Raw genomic sequence first — 18,879 nt, forward strand, 5'->3', positions numbered from 1 at the left:
CGGGCCGGGTCCGATTGTCTACGGTTGTTCGCGCCGGACCGGCATCGACTGGGCCGTCCGGGCACGGCCTCGCGCACGATTGGCCACCGGCACCGTGGCGGTGGCGCGCTGGCGGTTGTTGCGCCAGGCGGGCTCCAGCAGACGCATGCCATACACCCGTTTGACGGCCACCAAAAAATAAGCCGCACCCAGGATGGGCCACCACCGCTCTCCCAAGGGGTCCATCCAGCTCAGGCGCTCCAGCCAATGGGCACTGCGCACCGCCGGACGATAACAGCCAAAACGGGCGGATTCGACCTCGAAGCTCAAAAGCTGCAGCCAGTCCCGCAGGCGCCGGTACGCAATGAACTCGCCCACATCTGGCAGGTACAAATTCCCCCGCCCCAGGCGTTGGTACAGGCGCGCGCGCCGCTGGCGCAAGCCCCACAGGCTGGCGGGGTTCAGCCCGCTGATGACCACGCGCCCCTCGGGCACCAGCACCCGCTCCACCTCGCGCAAGGCGGCGTGGGGATCGATGCTCAGCTCCAGGGTGTGGGGCAGCACGATGAGGTCCAGGCTGGCATCAGAAAACGGCAAGGCCACGGGCTCGGCCAGCAGGTCGACGGTGCGCCGACGCAAGGGGGCACCTTCATCGTCGCCCGCCTGCGCATAGGCAATGGGGCCCCGCACCGCATCCTGCCCCAACGCCAGCCACTGATAGGGCATGCGGTTGGCTCGCAGGCCATCAAGCATCGGGATACCTAGCTGCAGGCTGTGATAGCCGAATATATCGGCCACCGCCTCGTCGAGGCGCGCCTGCTCCCACTCCAGCAAGTACCGGCCCGGTGGAGAATCGAACCAGTGGTGCAAACCTATAATTTGATGACTCATGAACTTGCTAGCGCTGCCCGCCTTTACCGACAACTACATCTGGATGCTGCACAACGGCCGTCAAGCCTTGGTGGTGGACCCAGGTGATGCCGCGCCCGTGATGCAGGCCCTGCACCAGTGGGGGCTGAGCTTGCAGACCATTCTAGTCACGCACCACCATGCCGACCACGTCGCAGGGGTAGACGCCCTGCGCGATGCCACCGGCGCCCAGGTCTATGGCCCGGCCCGCGAGCGTATTCCCGAGCCCCTCGTCCGCTTGGCGCAAGGCGATGTGATCGAGGGGGCCGATGCATTGGGCCTGCGCTTCGAAGTCATCGACGTGCCGGGCCATACCGCAGGCCACATTGCCTTCTACTGCGCGGCCATGGACGGTGCGCCGCTGCTGTTTTGCGGCGACACGCTTTTTTCGGGCGGCTGCGGCCGGTTGTTTGAAGGCACGCCCGCACAAATGCTCGATTCGCTGGACCGGCTGGCCGCCTTGCCCGGCGACACGCGCGTGTGCTGCACCCATGAGTACACGCTGTCCAACCTCAAATTTGCGCGTGCCGTGGAACCTGGCAACGCCGACCTGCTCCACTACAGCAGCCATTGCGAGGCCTTGCGGGCGCAGAACCTGCCCACGCTGCCTTCCCGCATGGACCTGGAGCGAGACATCAACCCTTTTCTGCGCGTCAGGCAAGCCGCGGTGGCCCAGGCCGCCCGGAGCCACGACGCGCAAATGCCCGAAGACGATGCCGTAGCGGTGCTGGCCGCGTTGCGTCAATGGAAGAACGAATTTTGATGAAAATTTTGCACATCGCCTACCTGGCCAGCGTCCTCTGGCTCACGGGCTGCGCCACCACCGGGCCCGCATCGCCAGACCAGACGGCCCTCGGCGACAAACCGGCCACGGCCCCCGCAACACCCGCCCCCCACACCCCGGTCATCCCCAACGGCCCGCTCAAACCCATCGCCGCCGCCCAGGCCAGCAGTGGTGAAGTGGCCTCGCTCTCGGCCCCCGCCGACCTGTGGGACCGCATCCGCCGCGGCTTTGCCATGCCCGACCTGCAGCACGAACTGGTGCAAGACCGCGAGCAGTGGTACGCCACGCGCCCCGACTACATGCAGCGCATGACCGAGCGCTCCAGCAAATACCTGTTCCACATCGTTGAAGAGCTGGAACGCCGGGGCATGCCCACCGAGCTGGCCCTGCTGCCCTACATCGAGAGCGCGTTCAACCCCCAGGCCGTCTCCAGCGCCAAGGCCGCCGGCATGTGGCAGTTCATGCCCGCCACGGGCAATTATTTCGACTTGAAGCAGAACGCCTTCCGCGACGACCGCCGCGACGTGCTCGCATCCACGCGCGCCGCGCTCGACTACCTGCAAAAACTCCACAACATGTTTGGCGACTGGCACCTGGCCCTGGCCGCCTACAACTGGGGCGAAGGCAGCGTGGGCCGGGCCATTGCCCGCAACCAGAAGCAGGGCCTGGGCACCAGCTATACCGATCTCACCATGCCGGCGGAAACCCGTTTGTATGTGCCCAAGCTGCAGGCCGTGAAGAACATCGTGGCCAACCCCGATGCCTTCCGCACCGAGTTGCCGCTCATCGAAAACCACCCGTACTTCCAGAAGGTAGACATCACGCACGACATCGACGTGGCCCTGATCGCCACGTTGGCGGGCATCCGCGAGGAAGACTTCCGCGCACTCAACCCCTCCTACAAGCGCCCCGTGATCCTGGCGGCAGGCACGCCCCAGGTCTTGCTGCCCTGGGACAACGCCAAGGTGTTCCGCCGCAACCTCGAAGCCCGCCGCGAAGGCCAGTACGCGAGCTGGACCGTGTGGTCCGTGCCTACCACCATGAGCGTGGCCGATGCCGCGCAGCGCGCGGGCATGAGCGAGAGCGACCTGCGCCAGGTGAACAACATCCCGCCGCGCATGCTGATCAAGGCGGGCTCGGCGTTGATGGTGCCGCGCGCCACCACCACGCGGCAAGACGTATCGTCCCACCTGGCGGACAACGGGCAGCTGGCCCTCACCCCCGAGGTCGTCACGCGCCGCACCACGGTGCGCGCCCGCAAGGGCGAAACCGTGGCCAGCATTGCGCGGCGCTACAAACTTGCCGCCGCCAGCGTCGCAGACTGGAACGATGTACGCGCCAACGCGGCCTTCAAGGTGGGGCAATCGGTGGTCGTGTACCTGCCGGTTCGGCAGGCGCGGGCCAGTGTGCGCGCGTCTTCAGGCAGCAGCAGCAAACGTGCTGCAGCAGCCCCCTCGCGCAAGGGCGGCCAGCCCTCGAAGGTCAAGCGCCGCTGATAGTCACTGTATAGGCCGCCATGGCCCGCCGCTCAGCGGCTCAGAACCTGAGGGTGTGCATGCCCAGCAACCCCAGGATGCCCATGATGATGAGATAGAGCGCCACGATGGTGCTGAGCAGGCGCGGCATGACGAGGATGAGAATGCCCGCGATCAGGGAAACGAGCGGGCCGATGCTGAGGCTCAGCGACATGACAAAGTCCTTGGTGAATTGACGAAATAGAAAGAAGGCAGCTTGCAGGTTGCAGCGCGGAGTGCGCCGCGCCAGCGCCATGGCCCACCACTGTAGTCCAAGCCCCCTACTCCGCCTGCGGGGTTGACCCCGCCAAACGGCTCAGACGTTGTACTTCTGGCGCGCCTTGCGCACCAGATCATTGGTGAAGGTGCGCGCCAGTTCCACCTTGGCTTCGGCCAGTTCAGGCTTCACCCGCGAGAGCACGCGCAGCGCGGTGGCCGGGCCATCGTCCGGCATCATGCCGTTGGGCGAGAAGGTCTCCCGCACACGATCAAAGGCCGCCAGGTACAGGCCTCGGTCGCCCATCAGATAGGCGGCAGGCACCGCCTTGACCAAATCGGCCGGAGCCGCCGTCTGCAGCCACTTGAGCGCGTGCACCATGCCGTTGACCAGCGCCTGGGCCTGCGCGGGCTGCTTCTGGACAAAAGCCTGGGGCGCGCAAAGGCAACCGCCGGGCATGGCGCCGCCCAATATCTCTTGCGCGGCCTTGAGCGAGCGCAGGTCGCCCACGATGCGCGTGTCCGCCTTCTGCTCCAGCAGCGTCATGATCGGGTCGGCATGGCACAGCGCATGCACCTGGCCCGAACGCAGCGCGTTCATGGCGTTGGCGCCCGATCCCACGCCCACAAACGTCACGTCCCGTGGCGAGACCCCTGCGCGCACCAGCATCAGGCTGGCCGTGAGGTGGGTGGACGAGCCGATCGACGACACGCCAATGCGCCGCCCCATCAAGTCACCCAGGTCTTTGTATGCAGGCAGCGACCGCAGCGAAACCCCCAACGCCAGCTGGGGCGCACGCCCCTGCAGCACCAGCGAGCGGTAGGCCTGCCCCCGCGCCTGCGCCCGAAGCACATGCTCGAAAGCCCCCGAGCAGACATCGGCCACGCCGTCCTGCACCGCCTGCAATGCCAGCGCACCGGCAGAGAAGTCATGCACCGACACGTCCAGCCCCTCAGCCCGGAAGTAGCCCAGAGAGTCCGCCAGGGCCAGCGGCAGGTGGTAGAGCGCGCCCTGCCCCCCCACCGCCACGGTGATATGCCCCAGCGCCGTGCCATCCGCTTGCGCCCGCAGGGCTGCAGGCGCGAACACCGCGGCCGCCGACACGGCGGACACGGCGCCAAAAGCGCGGCGGCTGAGTTTGGGCAAAGACATCGGATCAGGACAAAAGGCAATGCTGCATTGCAGCAATCGTGCCGCAGAGAGCGTGCCACCGCATCAGGGAGATTCCCTGCGGGTTTCTACGTAAGGAGGAAAAACCAGCGCCGCTGCGCCGCGACGCCGCTGCGGGCCACGCGCTCAGCGATACCCGATGAAGAGAATCGCCACATTGACCAGGAAACCCGCCGCCCACACAGCGCTGCGGACCGTGGGCATGTCGGAGACATACATCATGATGTAGAAGATACGCAGCATGACAAACAGCAGCGCCAGCATGTCGAGCAGCGTCTGCCCTGCGCCCAACTGGTGCGCGATGATGACGGCGCCGATAAAAAACGGCAGCGCCTCAAAACTATTGGCCTGGGCCGCATTGGCCCGCCCGCGCCAGTCGGTCTGCCTTGCCATCCAGGCGCGCGGGTCGTGGTTGTCAAAACCGCCGTCCTTGCGCGCCTTGCCCCGATTGCCGCTCTTGGCCAGCCAGGCACAACCCATGGGCAGCAGCACGGCGATCAGCACGCACCAGTAGGCCACTGTGAACCGCGCAACATGCATGGTGGTATTCATTTTTTAAGCCTTTTTGGCCTCTAGCGCTTGATAGACAAGCGCTACCAGCTATTAAATTGTGAGTATTCTAGCGGCCAACAGATGCAGTGGGATACGGCGCTGTCACCGGCGGTCCACCAGCGCATGCGCGATGGTGCCCAAATCCACGTACTCCAGCTCGCTGCCCACAGGCACCCCGCGCGCGAGCCGCGTCACGTGCAGCCCCCGGCTCTTGAGCGCCTCGCTGATCACATGGGCCGTGGCCTCGCCCTCGGCATTGAAATTGGTGGCCAAAATCACCTCCTGCACCTCGCCATTGGTAGCGCGCTCCATGAGCTTTTGCAGGCCGATGTCCTTGGGGCCGATGCCATCGAGCGGGCTGAGCCGCCCCATCAGCACAAAATAAAGCCCTTTGAAGGCCCCCGTGCGCTCCAGCGCCGACTGGTCCGCCGGGGTTTCGACCACACACAGCCGCGTGGCGTCGCGCTCCGGATCCAGACAGGTGCTGCACACCTCGGCCTCAGTAAAGGTATGGCAGCGCGCACAGTGCTGCACCGTGCCCACCGCCTCCGAGAGCGCCCGCGACAACGCCAGCGCCCCCTCGCGGTCATGCTGCAGCAGATGAAACGCCATGCGCTGCGCAGACTTCACCCCCACCCCCGGCAGACGGCGCAGCGCCTGGATCAAGACATCAAGGGAGTTGGTGGTGGACATGGGTTAGCAGGCGATGCGAATGAGCGGGGAAAGAGCGGTGCCAGGCTTCGACAGGCTCAGCCCGAACGGTGGTTGGGGCACTAAGCAAACTCTCAGAAGGCTTTCACACCCCGCCCTCAAGGGCGTAGCGAGCGCCTGCCAGGCTAGGCGGACGGAGCACAGCAACCGGAACGTACTTCCTGTACGTGAGGATTGCGAGCACCGCCCAACGACGCATGGCTGGCGCGCAGTAGCCAACCCTCAGAAAGGGAATTTCATGCCGCCGGGGAGGCCTGGCATGCCTTGGGTGAGCTTGCCCATCTTCTCCGACGAGGTCTCTTCCGCCTTGCGCACCGCCGCATTGAACGCCGCCGCCACCAGGTCTTCCAGCATGTCCTTGTCTTCGGCCAGCAGGCTCGGGTCGATGGTGATGCGCTTGACGTCGTGTTTGCAAGTCATCACCACCTTCACCAGGCCCGCGCCCGATTCGCCCTCGACCTCGACAAAAGCCAGCTCGTCCTGCGCCTTCTTGAGGTTGTCCTGCATGGCCTGGGCTTGTTTCATCAGGCCGGCAAGTTGTCCTTTGTTGAACATGGTGTGGTTTCCTTTGCTTCTTTCTGGTTGATCGATTCCCACGAGGGGACTGAGATTCGGAGTCCGAAATTCACAGTATTGTGCTGTGCACCGTCGGCGCGCCGTCGAAACTGCCGCGGCCTAGGCCAGTGCCCCCGCGCAAGGGCCGCCCCGCCGCGCTGGGGGCGTCCCCCTCCCGCGAAGCGAGAGAGGGGGAAGGCGCGAAGCGACTCAGGGGGTGCTTCATCTCACGCGGGTTTGATGCTGCCGGGCACGATTCTCGCGCCGTAGTCGCGCATCAGCGACTGAACAAAAGGGTCGTTGTTCACGATTTCCTCGGCGCGGCGCTGGCGTTCGGCGGCGGCGGCGGCGTTGCGGCGGGCGGGGCTGTCGATGACGTTGCCCACCTCCACGCTGATCTGGGTGGCATGGCCCGCAGCCTCCAGCGCAGCACGCAGGCGCTCGCGCGCCGTGGGCTGGTTGAGCGACTCGCGCTCGACGCGCAGCAGCCAGTGTGCGCCGTCGCGGGCGACCAGCTGCGACTGCAGGGCCAGCTCCCGCACCAGGGCCGTGATGGCCTCGGCCGCCACCATCTGCCGCACCGTGGCATGCCATACGTCGCCCTCCTCGGTCGGCGTATAACGCGCGGAGACAGGGGTCGGCGCAGACAGCGGCAGCGGTTGCAGCCGCTCGCCGGGCTCGGGCGATTCACGCACCGGGATTGCTACAAATTCAGGAGCTGCTTGCGCTTTACCAGCGGGCGCCAGGGCCCTATTTCTATCAAAATCACCCGTGCTACGCACCGGCAACGTGGTCGTGGCAGTTGTCGCCGCCGCGCCCACGGCACCGGGTTCATCCGAGCCCGGCCAGGGAGGCGGTTCGGAGGCCTCGGGCACATCGGAAGGCATGTCGTCTTGCGCCACAGCCGTATCCGATGGCTGCGCAGTCTGCGCCAAGGGCGCGGGCACTGGCTCGGCAACAGCCGATGGGATCTGCGGCGCGGGCGTGGCAAAAGCGACAGGCGCTGCAGCCGCAGGGCGAGCCGCAGGAGCCGGAGCAGGCCTCCCCGCCGCACCCGAAACCGCCGCTTCAGGCCGCGTCAGAGTTTTTTTTTCAGCCGGTTCGCCAACACCACCTTCTGGCTTGAAGGCCAGCAGGCGCAGCAGCACCATGGTCAGCGCCGCGTATTCGTCCGGCGCCAGGCCCAGCTCGCCGCGCCCGTGCAGGCACAGGCTGTAGAGCAACTGGGTTTCGTCGGCGGGCATCAGGGCCGACAAGCGGGCTGTCTCTGCCGCCTCGGGGTCGTCGGCGTCCACGGCGCCTGCCATCTGCGGCACGGCCTGGAACACGGCCATGCGCTGCAGCACGGCGCTCATTTCTTCAAGCGTGGAGGCGGCCGACAGGCCATTGAGGCGCAGTGCGTCCGAGGTCTCCACCACCGTCTTGCCATCGCCCTGTGCCAGGGCCTCGATAAGGCGGAACACATAGGAGCGGTCCACCGCGCCCAGCATCTGGCGCACACCCGCCTCCTGCAACTGGCCGCTGCCAAAGGCGATGGCCTGGTCGGTGAGCGAGAGCGCATCGCGCATGGAGCCCCGCGCCGCGCGCGACAGCAGGCGCAGGGCCTGGGGCTCGGCCGACACGTTCTCGGCGGCCAGCACCTGCGTGAGGTGCGACAGCACGGTCTCGGGCGCCATGGGGCGCAGGTTGAACTGCAGGCAGCGTGAGAGGACGGTGACCGGCACCTTCTGCGGATCGGTCGTGGCGAGCACGAACTTGAGGTACTCGGGCGGCTCTTCCAGCGTCTTGAGCATAGCGTTGAACGCCGTGTTCGTGAGCATGTGCACTTCGTCGATCATGAAGACCTTGAAGCGCCCCTGCACCGGCTTGTACACCGCCTGCTCCAGCAGGCTCTGCACCTCATCCACGCCCCGGTTCGAGGCGGCGTCCAGCTCGGTGTAGTCGACAAAACGGCCGCTGTCGATGTCGGTGCAGGCCTGGCACACGCCGCAGGGTGTGGCGGTGATGCCGCCCTGCCCATCCGGCCCCTGGCAATTGAGCGACTTGGCCAAGATGCGCGACACCGTGGTCTTGCCCACGCCGCGCGTGCCTGTGAACAGGTAGGCGTGGTGCAGGCGCTGCTGGGTCAGCGCATTGCTGAGGGCCTGCACCACATGCTCCTGCCCCACCATTTCGGTGAAATTGCGGGGGCGGTACTTGCGGGCGAGCACGAGGTAGGACATGCGGGTGATTCTACGGGCTGGGCCACACGCACCCGGCGGCGCCAGGGCAAACAACAAATCCCCTTTCGGGAAATCAGTGCGCCCATCCGACGTACAATTGCCAGTGACGGGCCTCCTCGCATGGTGAAGCGGCCAACCGGGTCAGGTGGGGAACCAAGCAGCCCTAACTGTGGAGTCAGTGCCGGGGGTAAGGCTCGTCAACTTTCTTTTTCAAGGCGAATCAAGGCGCCAAAACGCAATCTGCAACGGATTGCCCGGCCTTTCTTCCCAACGCCGCAATCTCTGACCTACGCGGGCACGCCCAAAATCACGCTTGACGCCTTGAACAGGGCCGATGCTGCAACACCCTCAGCAAGGCCCAGCGATTCGCTGCTTTCGTTGGTGACGATGGCCGCCACCGCGCCGCCGTCCGGCAGGCCGATGGTGACTTCGGTGTTCACCGCCCCCTTCTGCACGCGCAGCACCGTTCCATGCAGCCGGTTGCGCGCGGAGAATTTGGCGCCGCCGTCCTCCGTCACCACGATGATGGTCGATGCCTTGACCAGTGCAAACGCCTCGGCCCCAGGCGCCAGGCCCAGGTCCACGGCGCTTTCGTGGGTCACGATGGCCACGATCTTCTGCATGCCGGGTATGTCCAGCTCGATCTCGTCATTCACGGCACCGGCGACCACGCGCGACACCTTGCCAAAAAACTGATTGCGTGCGCTTGTTCTCATGCCCATCCTCCGTATCAACAAAAAATCGTCGAGCACACCATCCGCCTGGTCGCTGAGCTGGTCCACAAAACGGCGGTGCGCGCTCTCGATGCGCCCGAAGTTGCGCACCAGTTGGTCGCCCCGCTGCGTGAGCCGCGTGCCCCCGCCGCCCTTGCCACCCACCAGCCGCTCCACCAGCGGCTCGCCGGCCAGGTTGTTCATGGTGTCGATGGCGTCCCAGGCGGCCTTGTAGCTCATCTTCATGGCCTTGGCGGCCTGGGTGATGGAGCCACATTCGGCCACCCGCGCCAGCAGCTCAATGCGGCCGGGGCCGCCCAGGTTTTGGCCGCCCACCGTCATCCAGACGGTGCCGCCGAGTTCAATGCGTTGTGGGTCGTTGGAAGGCATCGGGCGAGTGTAGGCCAGGGTTTGCAGGGCTACGCAGGCGCAATCTGTACCCCGATGTCGGCGGGCGGCGCATGGTGCAGGCTGCTGGTGACCAATGCATCAACGCCGGTGGCCGCATAGTCGGCGGCATTGCCAGCGTGCACGCCACCGGCCGCCAGCAGCGCCAGGTGCGGGTGCTGTTCACGCAGCGGTGGGCACCATTGGCGCAGTTGTGCGGGCGTGGCTTTGTCGAACTGCACCACATCAGCACCGGCCTGCGCGGCACGCAATGCCTCGTCCAGCGTGTAGGCCTCGATCACACATTTCTTCTCGGCCAGTGCCGGTGTCACTGCGGCCAGGCGGGCCTGCAGTGCGTCCCAGCCACCCATCAATGCGCGGTGCTGCGGAAACACCAGCACCGTCTCGCCCACGCTGAGCCGGTGCGGAAACGCACCGCCGCTGAGCGTGGCCTTGAGCGCAATGCGGCGCAAGCCGGGCGCATGCTTGCGCGTGGTCAGCACCGCCACGCCGGGGGCAACCTGCCGCACCGCCTGCACCAGGCTGGCCGTGGCACCCGCCACGCCGCAGGCATATTCGAGCAGGTTCTGCGCCACCTTCCAGGCACGCAGCAGGCCCGCTGCCTGGCCGGTGGCGGCCAGCAGCACATCCCCCGCCGCCACGGGCGTGCCGCTGGGCAGGCAGCGCTGCACCTGGCCGCCACAGTGCTGTACCACACGCGCTGCCTCTTCGGTGCACGCAGCCACCGCATCGCCGCGCACCGTGAAGTCCATACGCGCCTGCCCCTCACCCAGGGCCAGCAGATGGGTGGTCAAGTCCAGTAGCGGCGCGTCTTCGGCAATCCAGGCGTCGATGGCGGCATGGTCGAAAAAAACGGAATGCATAAATCACACCTGCTGCGGCAAACGCAAGTTGACGCGCTCCACCGTCTTGCCAAAAAAGTGATAGCCCGATCCACCTTCGGCCAACACATCAAGCAGGGCATCGGGATGGAGCACACGCGTACCCCCCACCACGGTGACGCCACGCCGTGCGTAAGGCTCGCAGACCAAGGTGGCGGTCGGGCCGATGACGGCGGCCTCGGCCCCCGGCCGCAGCAACTGCAGAAGACCGTCGAGGGTGCCGTTGATAAGCGTGGTGCCGGTCGTGATGAAAACATCGGCGTGCGGGATCACCTCGGGTGCCCGTTCTGCGGGCACATAAAACGGCAGCTCCTCGGGCTTGAGCGTGGAGTGATCGAGTTCCAGCACGTTGAACGGCTGCCCGCGCCTGCGCAGCTCGCGCATATAGGGTGGAAAGGCCCCCACCAGGGCCACCTGCTGGCCAGGCTCCAGCAGCAAGGCGTCGAATGCATCGCCGCCATGCAGTTGTGCATCGGCTGGCGGTCCATCGCGCAGCCACAGGGTTTCGGCCAAGGCATTGAGGGTGGCGATGGCCAGCGCGCGGCGCAGGTCCTGCGCGCGGTACAAGTCGTCCAGGAAATCCACGGCGCGGCGCCCGGCAATCTTGCCCGGCGTGGGCATCGCCATGGCCGAACTGGGGCAGCACACAGCCTCAGGCACGCTTTTGATGGGCGTGGCGCACAGACCGCCCGCGCCATTGTTGAGTTTCACGCCGGTGAAGAAGATGCCCACAACGGCACGCTCGATCACCAGGGTTTCGACCTGATCGCCCAGGCGCTCGCACACAGCGGCGTGCAGTTCAGACAAGAGCGAGGTCACCTGGGGCTTGTTGGGGGTTGCGATATTTGGCATGGCGCACTTTCAACAATCGTATTCATCGCCTGGGCGGCGAGCGACATGGAAAAGACCGGGATTTTTCTCCCACGAAATAAAGGCCCAGCGCATCGGCACGCCCTGGCGCTGCTCTGGTGAGGCGCCCTCGTACCAGGCGCGCAGGCGTTCCGTCTCGTCGGCATTCAGCCCGCCCATCGACCACGCCACGCGGCGCGCGAAGTCGTCGAAATCGGTGGCATCGGCCAGGCGGTTTTCGTGGGCGATGTAGTCCAGGCGCGGGTGGATGCCCATGCGGTGCAGTATGTTGATCAGATAGATGTAGTCCGGCACCGTGGGCATGCGGCGGCCCACAGCGGCCTGTATGGCCGGGTCGGTGAAGTCGCCGCCGACCAGGTGCGTGAGGTACACGCGAAGGCGCGCCTTGGCATGCAATTGGGCCAGCGCGCTGGCGATGTCTTCCACCGTGGTCGAGCGCGAGGCCACAACGATGTCGCACACGGGCACGTCGCTCCAGTCGTCCTCCCAGGCGCGGTGTAGGGTCTGCACCACCTGGCCCATGCCCATTTCGGCCGCCTTGGCCTGCATGACGCCCAGCATGGCGGCGCTGTAGTCCAAGCCCACCACGCGCTCCAACTGATCGGCCACCGCCAGGCCGATGGTGCCGGGGCCGCAGCCCACGTCGAGCAGCGAGATAGCGCCGGTCAGATCCATGCGCGCGACGAACTCGGCGGCGTAGTTGCTGCGCAGTGCCTTGCTGGCCATGCCGGGGGCACGCTGGTCCCAGTCGCTGGCGTTTTTGCGTGTGCGGGTGGTGGTGGCCAGGTGGTCGCGATAAAGGCGGGCGAAGTCGATGGCGGCAATGGTCATGGTGGAGTGGTTTCAGTTTGAATGGCAGCGCCCAGGCTGGCCGCCACAGCGCTGGCGCTCACGCCGTACAGGGCGGCCAGGCGTTCGGGCGTGGCGGTGCTTGCGGGTGTGCCCACTGCCGCCAGGCGCCCGCCGCCCAACAGGGCGATGCGGTCGGCAATGCGCAGCGCGTGCTCGGGCTGGTGCGTGGACATCAGCACGGCCATGCCCTGCTGGCGCAGTTGGCCGATGTGCTCCAGCACACGGATCTGGTTGCCGAAGTCGAGGCTGGCGGTGGGCTCGTCCATCACCAGCAACACGGGCTCTTGCGCCAGGGCACGCGCAATCAGCACCAGTTGGCGCTCGCCGCCGCTGATGGCCGTGTAGATGCGCTGGTGCAAATGCGCCACGCCCAGCGTTTGCAAACAGTGCAGCGCACAGGCGCGGTCATGGTGCGAAGGCTGGGCAAAACGCCCGATGCGCGCAGCCCGCCCCATCAGCACCACGTCTTCGACGGTGAAGGGGAAGATGCTGGTGTGCGCCTGCGGCACATAGCCCACATGGCGCGCAAAGGCGGTGCGCGACCACGCGGCCACGGTGTCGCCCAGCACACGCACCTCGCCCGCCTGCGGGGGCAGCAGGCCCAGCAAGGTCTTGAACAAAGTGGTTTTGCCGCTGCCGTTGGGGCCGAGCAGGCACAGCACTTCGCCCGGCGCCATGGCAAAGCCGATGTCCTGGCCCACACGGCGCCTGCCGTGGCCGATGGCCAGGGCGCTCACTTCCAGCACGGGAGCGGCGTCCATCACTCGCCCCGCCCCGGCCGCGCCAGCAAGAACAGGAAGAACGGCGCGCCGACCAGCGCCGTCAGGATGCCCAGCGGCAGCTCGATGCTGGCCACGGTGCGCGCCAGCGTGTCGGTAGCCACCAAAAAGCCCCCACCCAGCAGCAGCGAGGCAGGCAGCAGCCGCGCAAAGTTGGGGCCCACCAGGAGCCGCGCCACGTGCGGCACCACCAGCCCGATCCAGCCGATGATGCCGGTGAGCGACACCGCCGCCGCCGTGGTCAGCGTGGCAGCCGCCACCAACAGCAGGCGTAGGCGCCGCACCGCAATGCCCAGCGCCTGGGCCTCTTCATCGGCCAGGCCGAGCAGGTTCATGCGCCAGCGCAGCAAGGCCATGGGCACCAGGCCGAGCAGCAGCATCGGCGCCGTGACCGCCAGGTCTGCAGGCGTGACGGCGTTCAGGCCACCCAGCAGCCAGAAGGTGATGGACGGCAACTGCGTGGTGGGGTCGGCCAATATCTTGATGAGCGAGATGCCCGCGCCCAACAGCGCGCCCACGGCGATGCCCGCGAGCACCAGCACCAGCACCGGGTCGTGCCTGCGCACCAGGCCCGCCACGCCGACCACCGCGCCCACGGCCAGCAGGCCACCCACAAAAGCCAGCACCTGCACCACGGCCAGCGGCAGGCCCATGAAGATGCCCAGCACCGCGCCCAGGCCCGCCCCGGCCGACACACCCAGGATGTCGGGCGAGACCAGCGGGTTGCGGAACATGCCCTGGTAGGCCGCGCCCGCCGCCGCCAGCGCAGCGCCCACCAGCAAGCCCGCCGCCACGCGCGGCAGGCGGATGTTCCAGACCACCGTGTCCACGGCGGGTGGCAGGCCCGAGGGGGTGCCCGTCAGGCGCGCGGCGATAGAGCGCAGCAGGTCGGCCGGTGGAATCGGAAATTTGCCCAGCGAAAACGCCGCCACCAGCACGGCCAGCAACAACGCGCAGGCCAGCAGCCAGCGCAACGGCATCGCACCTGCCGACTCTTGCTTTTCAGCCATTGTTTGCTATAAAAACAATAGCTTCTTGCGCTTTATCAATAAGCACTAGAGGCCATTTTGATGCATGAATCACCGTACATCCTCCAACAGTGTTGCGGCGGCTGCCAGCGTGAGATCGGTGCCGTAGAACAAGCGGTAGAAGCGTTGCGCGGCCTGCGACAGGGTTTCCTGCGCGCGCACGGCGGGGTGCGCGGGGTGCAGGCGCGCCAGCAGCCAGTGCACACCAATGAGCCGGTTGACGCCGGGCGGGCCGTCGAGCCAGCCAAAGGGCAGCACCGGCGCGCAGTGCACGCGGCCGGTCTGCACGGCGCGGATGGCGCGCCACAGCGGATCGCTGCGCACGCGGTGTGCAAACTCGGGCTCTTGGGTGACGATGACCTCAGGGTTCCAGGCCAGGATCTGCTCCAACGACACGCGCGTGATCGAGCCCTTGCCAGCGGCCGCCGCCACATTACGGCCACCGGCAAAGTCCAGCAGCTCCACGTTGATGGAGCCGTCCAGCCCGGTCTCCAGCCCGTCGGCGCCGCGCCCGTAGTACACGCCCGGGCGCTGCGCTGCGGGCACGCTGGCGCGCACCTGCGCGGCCAGGGCGATGGTGGCGTCTGCATACGCGGCCAGGCGCTCGGCATGCTCAGGCACACCCAGCAAGCGGCCTACTTCGCGCAGTTGTGCGGCATGTTCGGCCAGGCGGCCCTGCACCAAGAGGGTGGGCAGGCCGGTCTGCTCGCTCACGCGGCGCGCGGCCGAGACATAGGTGGCATCAGCAGTGCCTGCGTCCAGAATCACGTCGGGCCGCAGTTGCAGCAGCGTCTCGACCGACACCGTGCTGCCCCGCCCGGCCAGGCGGCCCAGAAACGGCAGCGCACTCGGCACCGGGCCCAACGCCGCGCGTGCGGCTGCGTTCAGTTGCATCGGCCAGCCCAGCAACTTTTCGGGCGCCAACGCGGCCACCAGCACCCCGGCGGGGGCACCAGCGGCAAAGACGCGCTGAATGCGCGCAGGTGGCGGCAGCGCGCCAAAGGTGGCGGCGATGGTGGTTGTGGAGGCAACCGCGTTCTGGGGCGCCTGCGACCGGGCCCAGGCGGGCCACAGCGCGGCGGCAGCGGCGGTTTGCAGCAGTTGGCGGCGTTTCATGCCGGGCTTTCCCGTGCTGGCGTGGTGCTGGCCGTGGGCGCATCTGCCTGCAGTCGATCAAACCAGTCGCACAGTGCCTGCAGGGGCTGCGGCATGGGCAGCTCCTGCCCCAGCGGGCCTGTCAGCGCACGCCAGGCTGGCAAGTGCGCAGGCGCAACGATGGTCAGCACCGGAATACCCGCTTCCGCCAGGGCGGCGATTTCGGCCACGAAACCGCCGCCCTGCGCCTCCAGCCCCCCAAAACGATTGATGACCACAGCGTCCACCCGGTCTGCCAGCGCCTGGCGCAGCACGCTGCTGGCCTGCGCCACGCCCGCCGGGTCGAGGCAGCAAGACCGGGCCTGCGGCCCCAGGTCTTGCGAGATGTCGAAGGCCTGTGCGCTGCGCACGTCCAACAGTTGCATGCGTTTGCCGCCTCGGGGCCAGGTGGTGAAGTGCTGCCGCAGGCCGCCCACGCGCCAGCCTGCGTGCTGCAGCGCCTGCACCCAGGCGGCTTGCAGCGCGTCAGCGTCGGTGTCGGAAGAGGTGCTGGCATCGGCCTGCACGATGGCAGCCAGGCGCGCGAATGGCTCTGGCTCGGTCGCAGTGGTGGGGTTCATGGTGCCTTTTCTACCAGCGGCGGTGCCTGGCGGACATGCGCTGGCGCAACCGGCACGCTGGCCGCGCCAAACAGCCACGGCCCGCCAGCTGCGCGGTCGGCCTCGGCCAGCGCGACCTGCCCCTCGGGCGACACCAGGTAGTCGGCCAGGCGCAGCGCCTGGCGCCGGGCCTGCGCACCGGCCGGATGGCGCGGGCCGGGGGTGAGCACCACATAAGGGCGGCGCATCTGCGGGTCGCCCTTGAGCAGCACCTGTATGCCGGACGCGGCCATCTTGCCAAAGGCCACCGGGATGTGCCCCACCACGGCATAGGCGCCCAAATCAACCGCCTGCTGCAACACGGCTTGCGGCGTGGCGCCGGTGTCGATGTGCGCCCAGCGCGCATCAGGCCGGATGCCCGCGCGCCGCCACAGGCGCTGCACCACGGTGTAGCTGCCGGGGTCGCGAAAAGCGATGAAGGGCGCAGCGGTGTCGGCAATGCGGCGCAGGGCGTCTTGCCCGTCGCGCGCGCTGCGCACCTGGGCCGGGTCGGCGGCGGGGCCGACGAGCACGTGTTCGTTCCAGGCCCACACGCGCACGGGCGCCGCGTGGCCGCTGGCCTGCAGGCCCAGGGCTTCGTCGCTGGCATGGATGAGCAGCACCTCGGCATCGCCGCGCTCGAACACCGGCACCACGCCTTCTTTGGGGTTGGCGGCCACGGTGTCCACCTGCAGCACAAGCGCCTGCCCCGCCTGCTGCGCCAACCGGGGCCATACGCCGCTGAGCACCAGGCCACCAACAGCGGCCACGCGCACGGTGGGCGGGGGTGCTGGCGCAGACTGCGCCGCCACGTTGGCAGGCCCCAAGGCCAGCAACGCGGCGGCGAGCGCAACCCCCCTCCCCACCAGACGGGTCTTAAAAACGGTAAGTGCCATGGATGAACCAGCTTCGACCAGGCATGGGCAGGCCGTCGCCCAGCTCATACCATTTGTCGCCCAGGTTGTTCACGCCAAAGTCCAGCGCCATGTCCTTGCGGGGCTTCCAGGTGGCCTTGACGCCCAGGATGGCAAAACCGCCCAGGTCGCGGTAGCTGCTGCGGCCCGAACCCGCGAAGGGCACCGTGCGACCCTGCTCGCTCTCGACGGAGGCGCGCACTTCCCAGGCGTCGCTGGGCGTCCAGTTCAGGGCGGCGTACAAGCGGTGGCGGGGCGTGTCGGTGAGGCGCACGCTGGCGTCGCTCAGGTTGCGCCGGGCCAGGTAGGTATAGGCACCGCCCACGGCCCAGTGGCTGCCGAGCGACTGCTGCAGCGACAGCTCCAGCCCGGCGCTGCGCGCCTTGCTGATGTTCTGCACCTGCTCGCAGGTGGTGCTACCCCTGCCGCAGGTGCCCACCGGGGCGGCGACGATGGCGTTTTGCATCAGGTCGGTGATGCGGCTGTAGAACACGGCCACCTGCCCCTGGCCACCGGCCCAGGGCGAGCCCTTCAGGCCCGCTTCGAGGTGGTTGGCGACCTCGGGCTTGAGGTCGGGGTTGGGCAACGCCCGGCCCATGCGCGCGGAGTAGCGGTCCTTGATGGTGGGAAAGCGCGTTTTGTGCGAGGCCACGGCGTACACCTCGGTGCCGCGCGTGTCCAGCGTATGCGTCAGCTCCAGCACGCCGTTGGTGGCGCTTGTTGCGCCCAGTGGCCAAAAATAAACCTCCTTGGCATCGCGCTTGTCGTGCGACAGGCCCGCGCGCAGGCGCCAGTTGGGCGCCAGGGCGATGGTGTCTTCCAGCGCCAGCGAGGTGGTGACGTCACGGTAGTTTTTGGTGTCGGACGAGGGGTTGCTGTCCTGGTGCTTGTCTTCCTTGACGTGCAGCGCCACACGCAGCTCGTGGTTGTTGAGGCTGTAGTTGGCCAGCTCCAGCGCCACGCCGTTCGAGGTGTCGTTGTAGACGCTGGGAAAGCTGGTGTTGTTCAGCGCCTGCGCATACGTCCCGTCGGTGAAGGCATCGAGCTTGTTCTTGTAGGTGTCGTGGAACACGCGCGCCTTGAGCACGTTGTTCTGGCCCAGGCGTGTGCTGCTGATGAAATACAGGCTGTCCTTGTCCCAATACGGCCACTGCCAGTAGCGGATGCCGCTGGTGGAGCGGCCGGTGTACACCGGGTTGCCCTTCTCGCCCTCCTGGCGCACATAGCCCAGCGCGTATTCGTCGGTGGCGTTGGGCGTGAGGCCCAGCTTGAACGACAGGCGCTGGTCGGTGCGGTAGGCGTTTTCGCGCTGGCTGCCGGTGTCGGTAGGCTGGGCCTTGTAGTCCTTGAAGCCCTTGGGCAGCGGAAAGCTGTCGGCATCAAGGGCCGAAGCCCCCAACTGGAAGTACCACATCCCCTGGTTGGAGCCGATGTTGACCGCTGCCTTTTTCTCACTGCCCGAGGCCAGGCCCAGGCGCACATCGCCCTCCCACGCCCGCACCGGCTTGCGCGTGACCAGGTTGATGGCGCCGCCCAGCGTGTTGGGGCCGTACAGCAGCGAGGCACCGGCCTTGGCGACGCGGATCTCGGCCAGATCGAAGGTGGTGAAGCGGGCGAAATCGACATAGCCGTCGTAGGGCACATACAAAGGCACACCATCGACGAACACCGGCACCTGGCGCGCATCGAAACCGCGCAGATAAACCAGGTCTTCGTTGCGGCTGTTGCGGCTGAGCGCCATGCCGGGCAGCAGCGACACGGCCGCGCCCACCGTGTCGCGGTTGTCGCGCTCGATCGCAGCCTTGTCCAGCACCGCCTCGCTGCTGGGCGCGGGCTCGGCGCGCGCGCCGACCACCGTCACCGTGCCCAGCTCGAACGTGCCATCCGCCGCGCGGGCCAACCCCGCCGAGACCAAAAGCGCCAGCAGCAAAGGAGCTGCCCCACCTGCGGGCCGCAGCCCTCGCCCCATCGCCGTTGTTGTCGCTGCCATCGCACCCCTTCCTATCGTTATATACAAAAATACATAGCGGTCGACAAAAAAAAGCCACGGCGTTCAAAACCCGTGGCAATACCCCATCGCCAACGCAA

General features: G+C 67.2%; 19 protein-coding genes and 1 other RNA gene. 3 read left to right on the forward strand and 17 right to left on the reverse strand.

Annotated features, from left to right (window positions below):
- Positions 1–18 precede the first annotated feature (18 nt).
- Positions 19–870 (reverse strand): methyltransferase domain-containing protein, encoded by an 852-nt coding sequence (locus Q0105_RS09885; protein WP_298211259.1) that lies wholly within the window; start codon positions 868–870, stop codon positions 19–21.
- On the opposite strand from Q0105_RS09885, the gene gloB reads away from it, so the two are divergent.
- Positions 869–1,651: a hydroxyacylglutathione hydrolase gene (gene gloB / locus Q0105_RS09890; RefSeq protein WP_298211261.1), complete on the forward strand. Its 783-nt coding sequence runs from the start codon at positions 869–871 to the stop codon at positions 1,649–1,651. The two genes, Q0105_RS09885 and gloB, sit on opposite strands and share 2 nt — an antisense overlap.
- Entirely contained in the window at positions 1,651–3,168 is a 1,518-nt protein-coding gene (locus Q0105_RS09895) for a transglycosylase SLT domain-containing protein (RefSeq protein ID WP_298211263.1), read from the forward strand. The genes gloB and Q0105_RS09895 overlap by 1 nt, the downstream gene beginning before the upstream one ends.
- Before the next feature lie 40 nt (positions 3,169–3,208).
- Here Q0105_RS09895 and Q0105_RS09900 read toward each other — a convergent pair whose 3' ends face one another.
- The 6 genes from Q0105_RS09900 to dnaX form a co-directional block, all read right to left on the reverse strand.
- Positions 3,209–3,361 (reverse strand): DUF3096 domain-containing protein, encoded by a 153-nt coding sequence (locus tag Q0105_RS09900; protein ID WP_015013605.1) that lies wholly within the window; start codon positions 3,359–3,361, stop codon positions 3,209–3,211.
- Positions 3,362–3,502: 141 nt separating this feature from the next.
- Positions 3,503–4,555 (reverse strand): ABC transporter substrate-binding protein, encoded by a 1,053-nt coding sequence (locus tag Q0105_RS09905; RefSeq protein ID WP_298211265.1) that lies wholly within the window; start codon positions 4,553–4,555, stop codon positions 3,503–3,505.
- Between the two features lie 144 nt (positions 4,556–4,699).
- The gene (locus Q0105_RS09910; protein WP_298211267.1) at positions 4,700–5,125 is read right to left on the reverse strand and encodes an MAPEG family protein; all 426 of its coding nucleotides are present in this window, start codon (positions 5,123–5,125) and stop codon (positions 4,700–4,702) included.
- Positions 5,126–5,227: 102 nt separating this feature from the next.
- Entirely contained in the window at positions 5,228–5,818 is a 591-nt protein-coding gene (gene recR, locus Q0105_RS09915; RefSeq protein ID WP_298211269.1) for a recombination mediator RecR, read from the reverse strand.
- A 240-nt stretch (positions 5,819–6,058) separates the two neighbouring features.
- Positions 6,059–6,391: a YbaB/EbfC family nucleoid-associated protein gene (locus Q0105_RS09920; protein ID WP_100410802.1), complete on the reverse strand. Its 333-nt coding sequence runs from the start codon at positions 6,389–6,391 to the stop codon at positions 6,059–6,061.
- A 227-nt stretch (positions 6,392–6,618) separates the two neighbouring features.
- A complete protein-coding gene (gene dnaX, locus Q0105_RS09925) occupies positions 6,619–8,613 on the reverse strand; it encodes a DNA polymerase III subunit gamma/tau (RefSeq protein WP_298211274.1) in 1,995 nt (664 codons plus the stop codon).
- A gap of 105 nt (positions 8,614–8,718) precedes the next feature.
- On the opposite strand from dnaX, the gene ffs reads away from it, so the two are divergent.
- Positions 8,719–8,815, forward strand: an RNA gene (gene ffs / locus Q0105_RS09930) — signal recognition particle sRNA small type.
- A gap of 85 nt (positions 8,816–8,900) precedes the next feature.
- On the opposite strand, the gene Q0105_RS09935 is transcribed toward ffs, so the two are convergent.
- The 10 genes from Q0105_RS09935 to Q0105_RS09980 all read right to left on the reverse strand — a co-directional run bounded on the left by Q0105_RS09935 (position 8,901) and on the right by Q0105_RS09980 (position 18,781).
- Positions 8,901–9,716, reverse strand: a complete 816-nt coding sequence (locus Q0105_RS09935) for a TOBE domain-containing protein (RefSeq protein WP_298211276.1) — start codon at positions 9,714–9,716, stop codon at positions 8,901–8,903.
- Between the two features lie 29 nt (positions 9,717–9,745).
- Positions 9,746–10,597, reverse strand: a complete 852-nt coding sequence (gene modD / locus Q0105_RS09940; protein ID WP_298211278.1) for a ModD protein — start codon at positions 10,595–10,597, stop codon at positions 9,746–9,748.
- Positions 10,598–10,600: 3 nt separating this feature from the next.
- Positions 10,601–11,467, reverse strand: a complete 867-nt coding sequence (locus Q0105_RS09945) for a DUF364 domain-containing protein (protein WP_298211280.1) — start codon at positions 11,465–11,467, stop codon at positions 10,601–10,603.
- A gap of 9 nt (positions 11,468–11,476) precedes the next feature.
- Complete coding sequence (locus tag Q0105_RS09950) at positions 11,477–12,316, reverse strand: class I SAM-dependent methyltransferase (protein ID WP_298211282.1); 840 nt, start codon at positions 12,314–12,316, stop codon at positions 11,477–11,479.
- Entirely contained in the window at positions 12,313–13,098 is a 786-nt protein-coding gene (locus tag Q0105_RS09955) for an ABC transporter ATP-binding protein (RefSeq protein ID WP_298211284.1), read from the reverse strand. Before Q0105_RS09955 ends, Q0105_RS09950 begins: the two co-directional genes overlap by 4 nt.
- On the reverse strand, positions 13,098–14,096 hold the full coding sequence (locus tag Q0105_RS09960; protein WP_298211603.1) for an iron ABC transporter permease: 999 nt from the start codon (positions 14,094–14,096) through the stop codon (positions 13,098–13,100). The genes Q0105_RS09955 and Q0105_RS09960 overlap by 1 nt, the downstream gene beginning before the upstream one ends.
- Before the next feature lie 99 nt (positions 14,097–14,195).
- Positions 14,196–15,260 (reverse strand): iron ABC transporter substrate-binding protein, encoded by a 1,065-nt coding sequence (locus tag Q0105_RS09965; protein ID WP_298211286.1) that lies wholly within the window; start codon positions 15,258–15,260, stop codon positions 14,196–14,198.
- Positions 15,257–15,859 carry a DUF2478 domain-containing protein gene (locus Q0105_RS09970; protein ID WP_298211288.1) on the reverse strand — a complete coding sequence of 201 codons (603 nt, stop codon included), beginning with the start codon at positions 15,857–15,859 and terminating at the stop codon, positions 15,257–15,259. The genes Q0105_RS09965 and Q0105_RS09970 overlap by 4 nt, the downstream gene beginning before the upstream one ends.
- The gene (locus Q0105_RS09975) at positions 15,856–16,773 is read right to left on the reverse strand and encodes a tungsten ABC transporter permease (protein WP_298211290.1); all 918 of its coding nucleotides are present in this window, start codon (positions 16,771–16,773) and stop codon (positions 15,856–15,858) included. Before Q0105_RS09975 ends, Q0105_RS09970 begins: the two co-directional genes overlap by 4 nt.
- Entirely contained in the window at positions 16,754–18,781 is a 2,028-nt protein-coding gene (locus Q0105_RS09980) for a TonB-dependent receptor (RefSeq protein WP_298211292.1), read from the reverse strand. Before Q0105_RS09980 ends, Q0105_RS09975 begins: the two co-directional genes overlap by 20 nt.
- Positions 18,782–18,879 lie beyond the last annotated feature (98 nt).

Origin of the sequence: Acidovorax sp., from assembly GCF_027492855.1 — a bacterium.
Taxonomy (GTDB): Bacteria; Pseudomonadota; Gammaproteobacteria; order Burkholderiales; family Burkholderiaceae_C; genus Acidovorax.

Coding starts and splice junctions, on each gene's coding strand:
- Q0105_RS09955 (WP_298211284.1), bottom strand. CDS start 13,098: ATGGACGCCGCTCCCGTGCTGGAAGTGAGCGCCCTGGCCATCGGCCAC.
- Q0105_RS09905 (WP_298211265.1), bottom strand. CDS start 4,555: ATGTCTTTGCCCAAACTCAGCCGCCGCGCTTTTGGCGCCGTGTCCGCC.
- Q0105_RS09910 (WP_298211267.1), bottom strand. CDS start 5,125: ATGAATACCACCATGCATGTTGCGCGGTTCACAGTGGCCTACTGGTGC.
- Q0105_RS09950 (WP_298211282.1), bottom strand. CDS start 12,316: ATGACCATTGCCGCCATCGACTTCGCCCGCCTTTATCGCGACCACCTG.
- Q0105_RS09965 (WP_298211286.1), bottom strand. CDS start 15,260: ATGAAACGCCGCCAACTGCTGCAAACCGCCGCTGCCGCCGCGCTGTGG.
- Q0105_RS09920 (WP_100410802.1), bottom strand. CDS start 6,391: ATGTTCAACAAAGGACAACTTGCCGGCCTGATGAAACAAGCCCAGGCC.
- Q0105_RS09975 (WP_298211290.1), bottom strand. CDS start 16,773: ATGGCACTTACCGTTTTTAAGACCCGTCTGGTGGGGAGGGGGGTTGCG.
- Q0105_RS09900 (WP_015013605.1), bottom strand. CDS start 3,361: ATGTCGCTGAGCCTCAGCATCGGCCCGCTCGTTTCCCTGATCGCGGGC.
- modD (WP_298211278.1), bottom strand. CDS start 10,597: ATGCATTCCGTTTTTTTCGACCATGCCGCCATCGACGCCTGGATTGCC.
- Q0105_RS09895 (WP_298211263.1), top strand. CDS start 1,651: ATGAAAATTTTGCACATCGCCTACCTGGCCAGCGTCCTCTGGCTCACG.
- Q0105_RS09885 (WP_298211259.1), bottom strand. CDS start 870: ATGAGTCATCAAATTATAGGTTTGCACCACTGGTTCGATTCTCCACCG.
- Q0105_RS09970 (WP_298211288.1), bottom strand. CDS start 15,859: ATGAACCCCACCACTGCGACCGAGCCAGAGCCATTCGCGCGCCTGGCT.
- Q0105_RS09980 (WP_298211292.1), bottom strand. CDS start 18,781: ATGGCAGCGACAACAACGGCGATGGGGCGAGGGCTGCGGCCCGCAGGT.
- dnaX (WP_298211274.1), bottom strand. CDS start 8,613: ATGTCCTACCTCGTGCTCGCCCGCAAGTACCGCCCCCGCAATTTCACC.
- recR (WP_298211269.1), bottom strand. CDS start 5,818: ATGTCCACCACCAACTCCCTTGATGTCTTGATCCAGGCGCTGCGCCGT.
- gloB (WP_298211261.1), top strand. CDS start 869: ATGAACTTGCTAGCGCTGCCCGCCTTTACCGACAACTACATCTGGATG.
- Q0105_RS09960 (WP_298211603.1), bottom strand. CDS start 14,096: ATGCCGTTGCGCTGGCTGCTGGCCTGCGCGTTGTTGCTGGCCGTGCTG.
- Q0105_RS09935 (WP_298211276.1), bottom strand. CDS start 9,716: ATGCCTTCCAACGACCCACAACGCATTGAACTCGGCGGCACCGTCTGG.
- Q0105_RS09945 (WP_298211280.1), bottom strand. CDS start 11,467: ATGCCAAATATCGCAACCCCCAACAAGCCCCAGGTGACCTCGCTCTTG.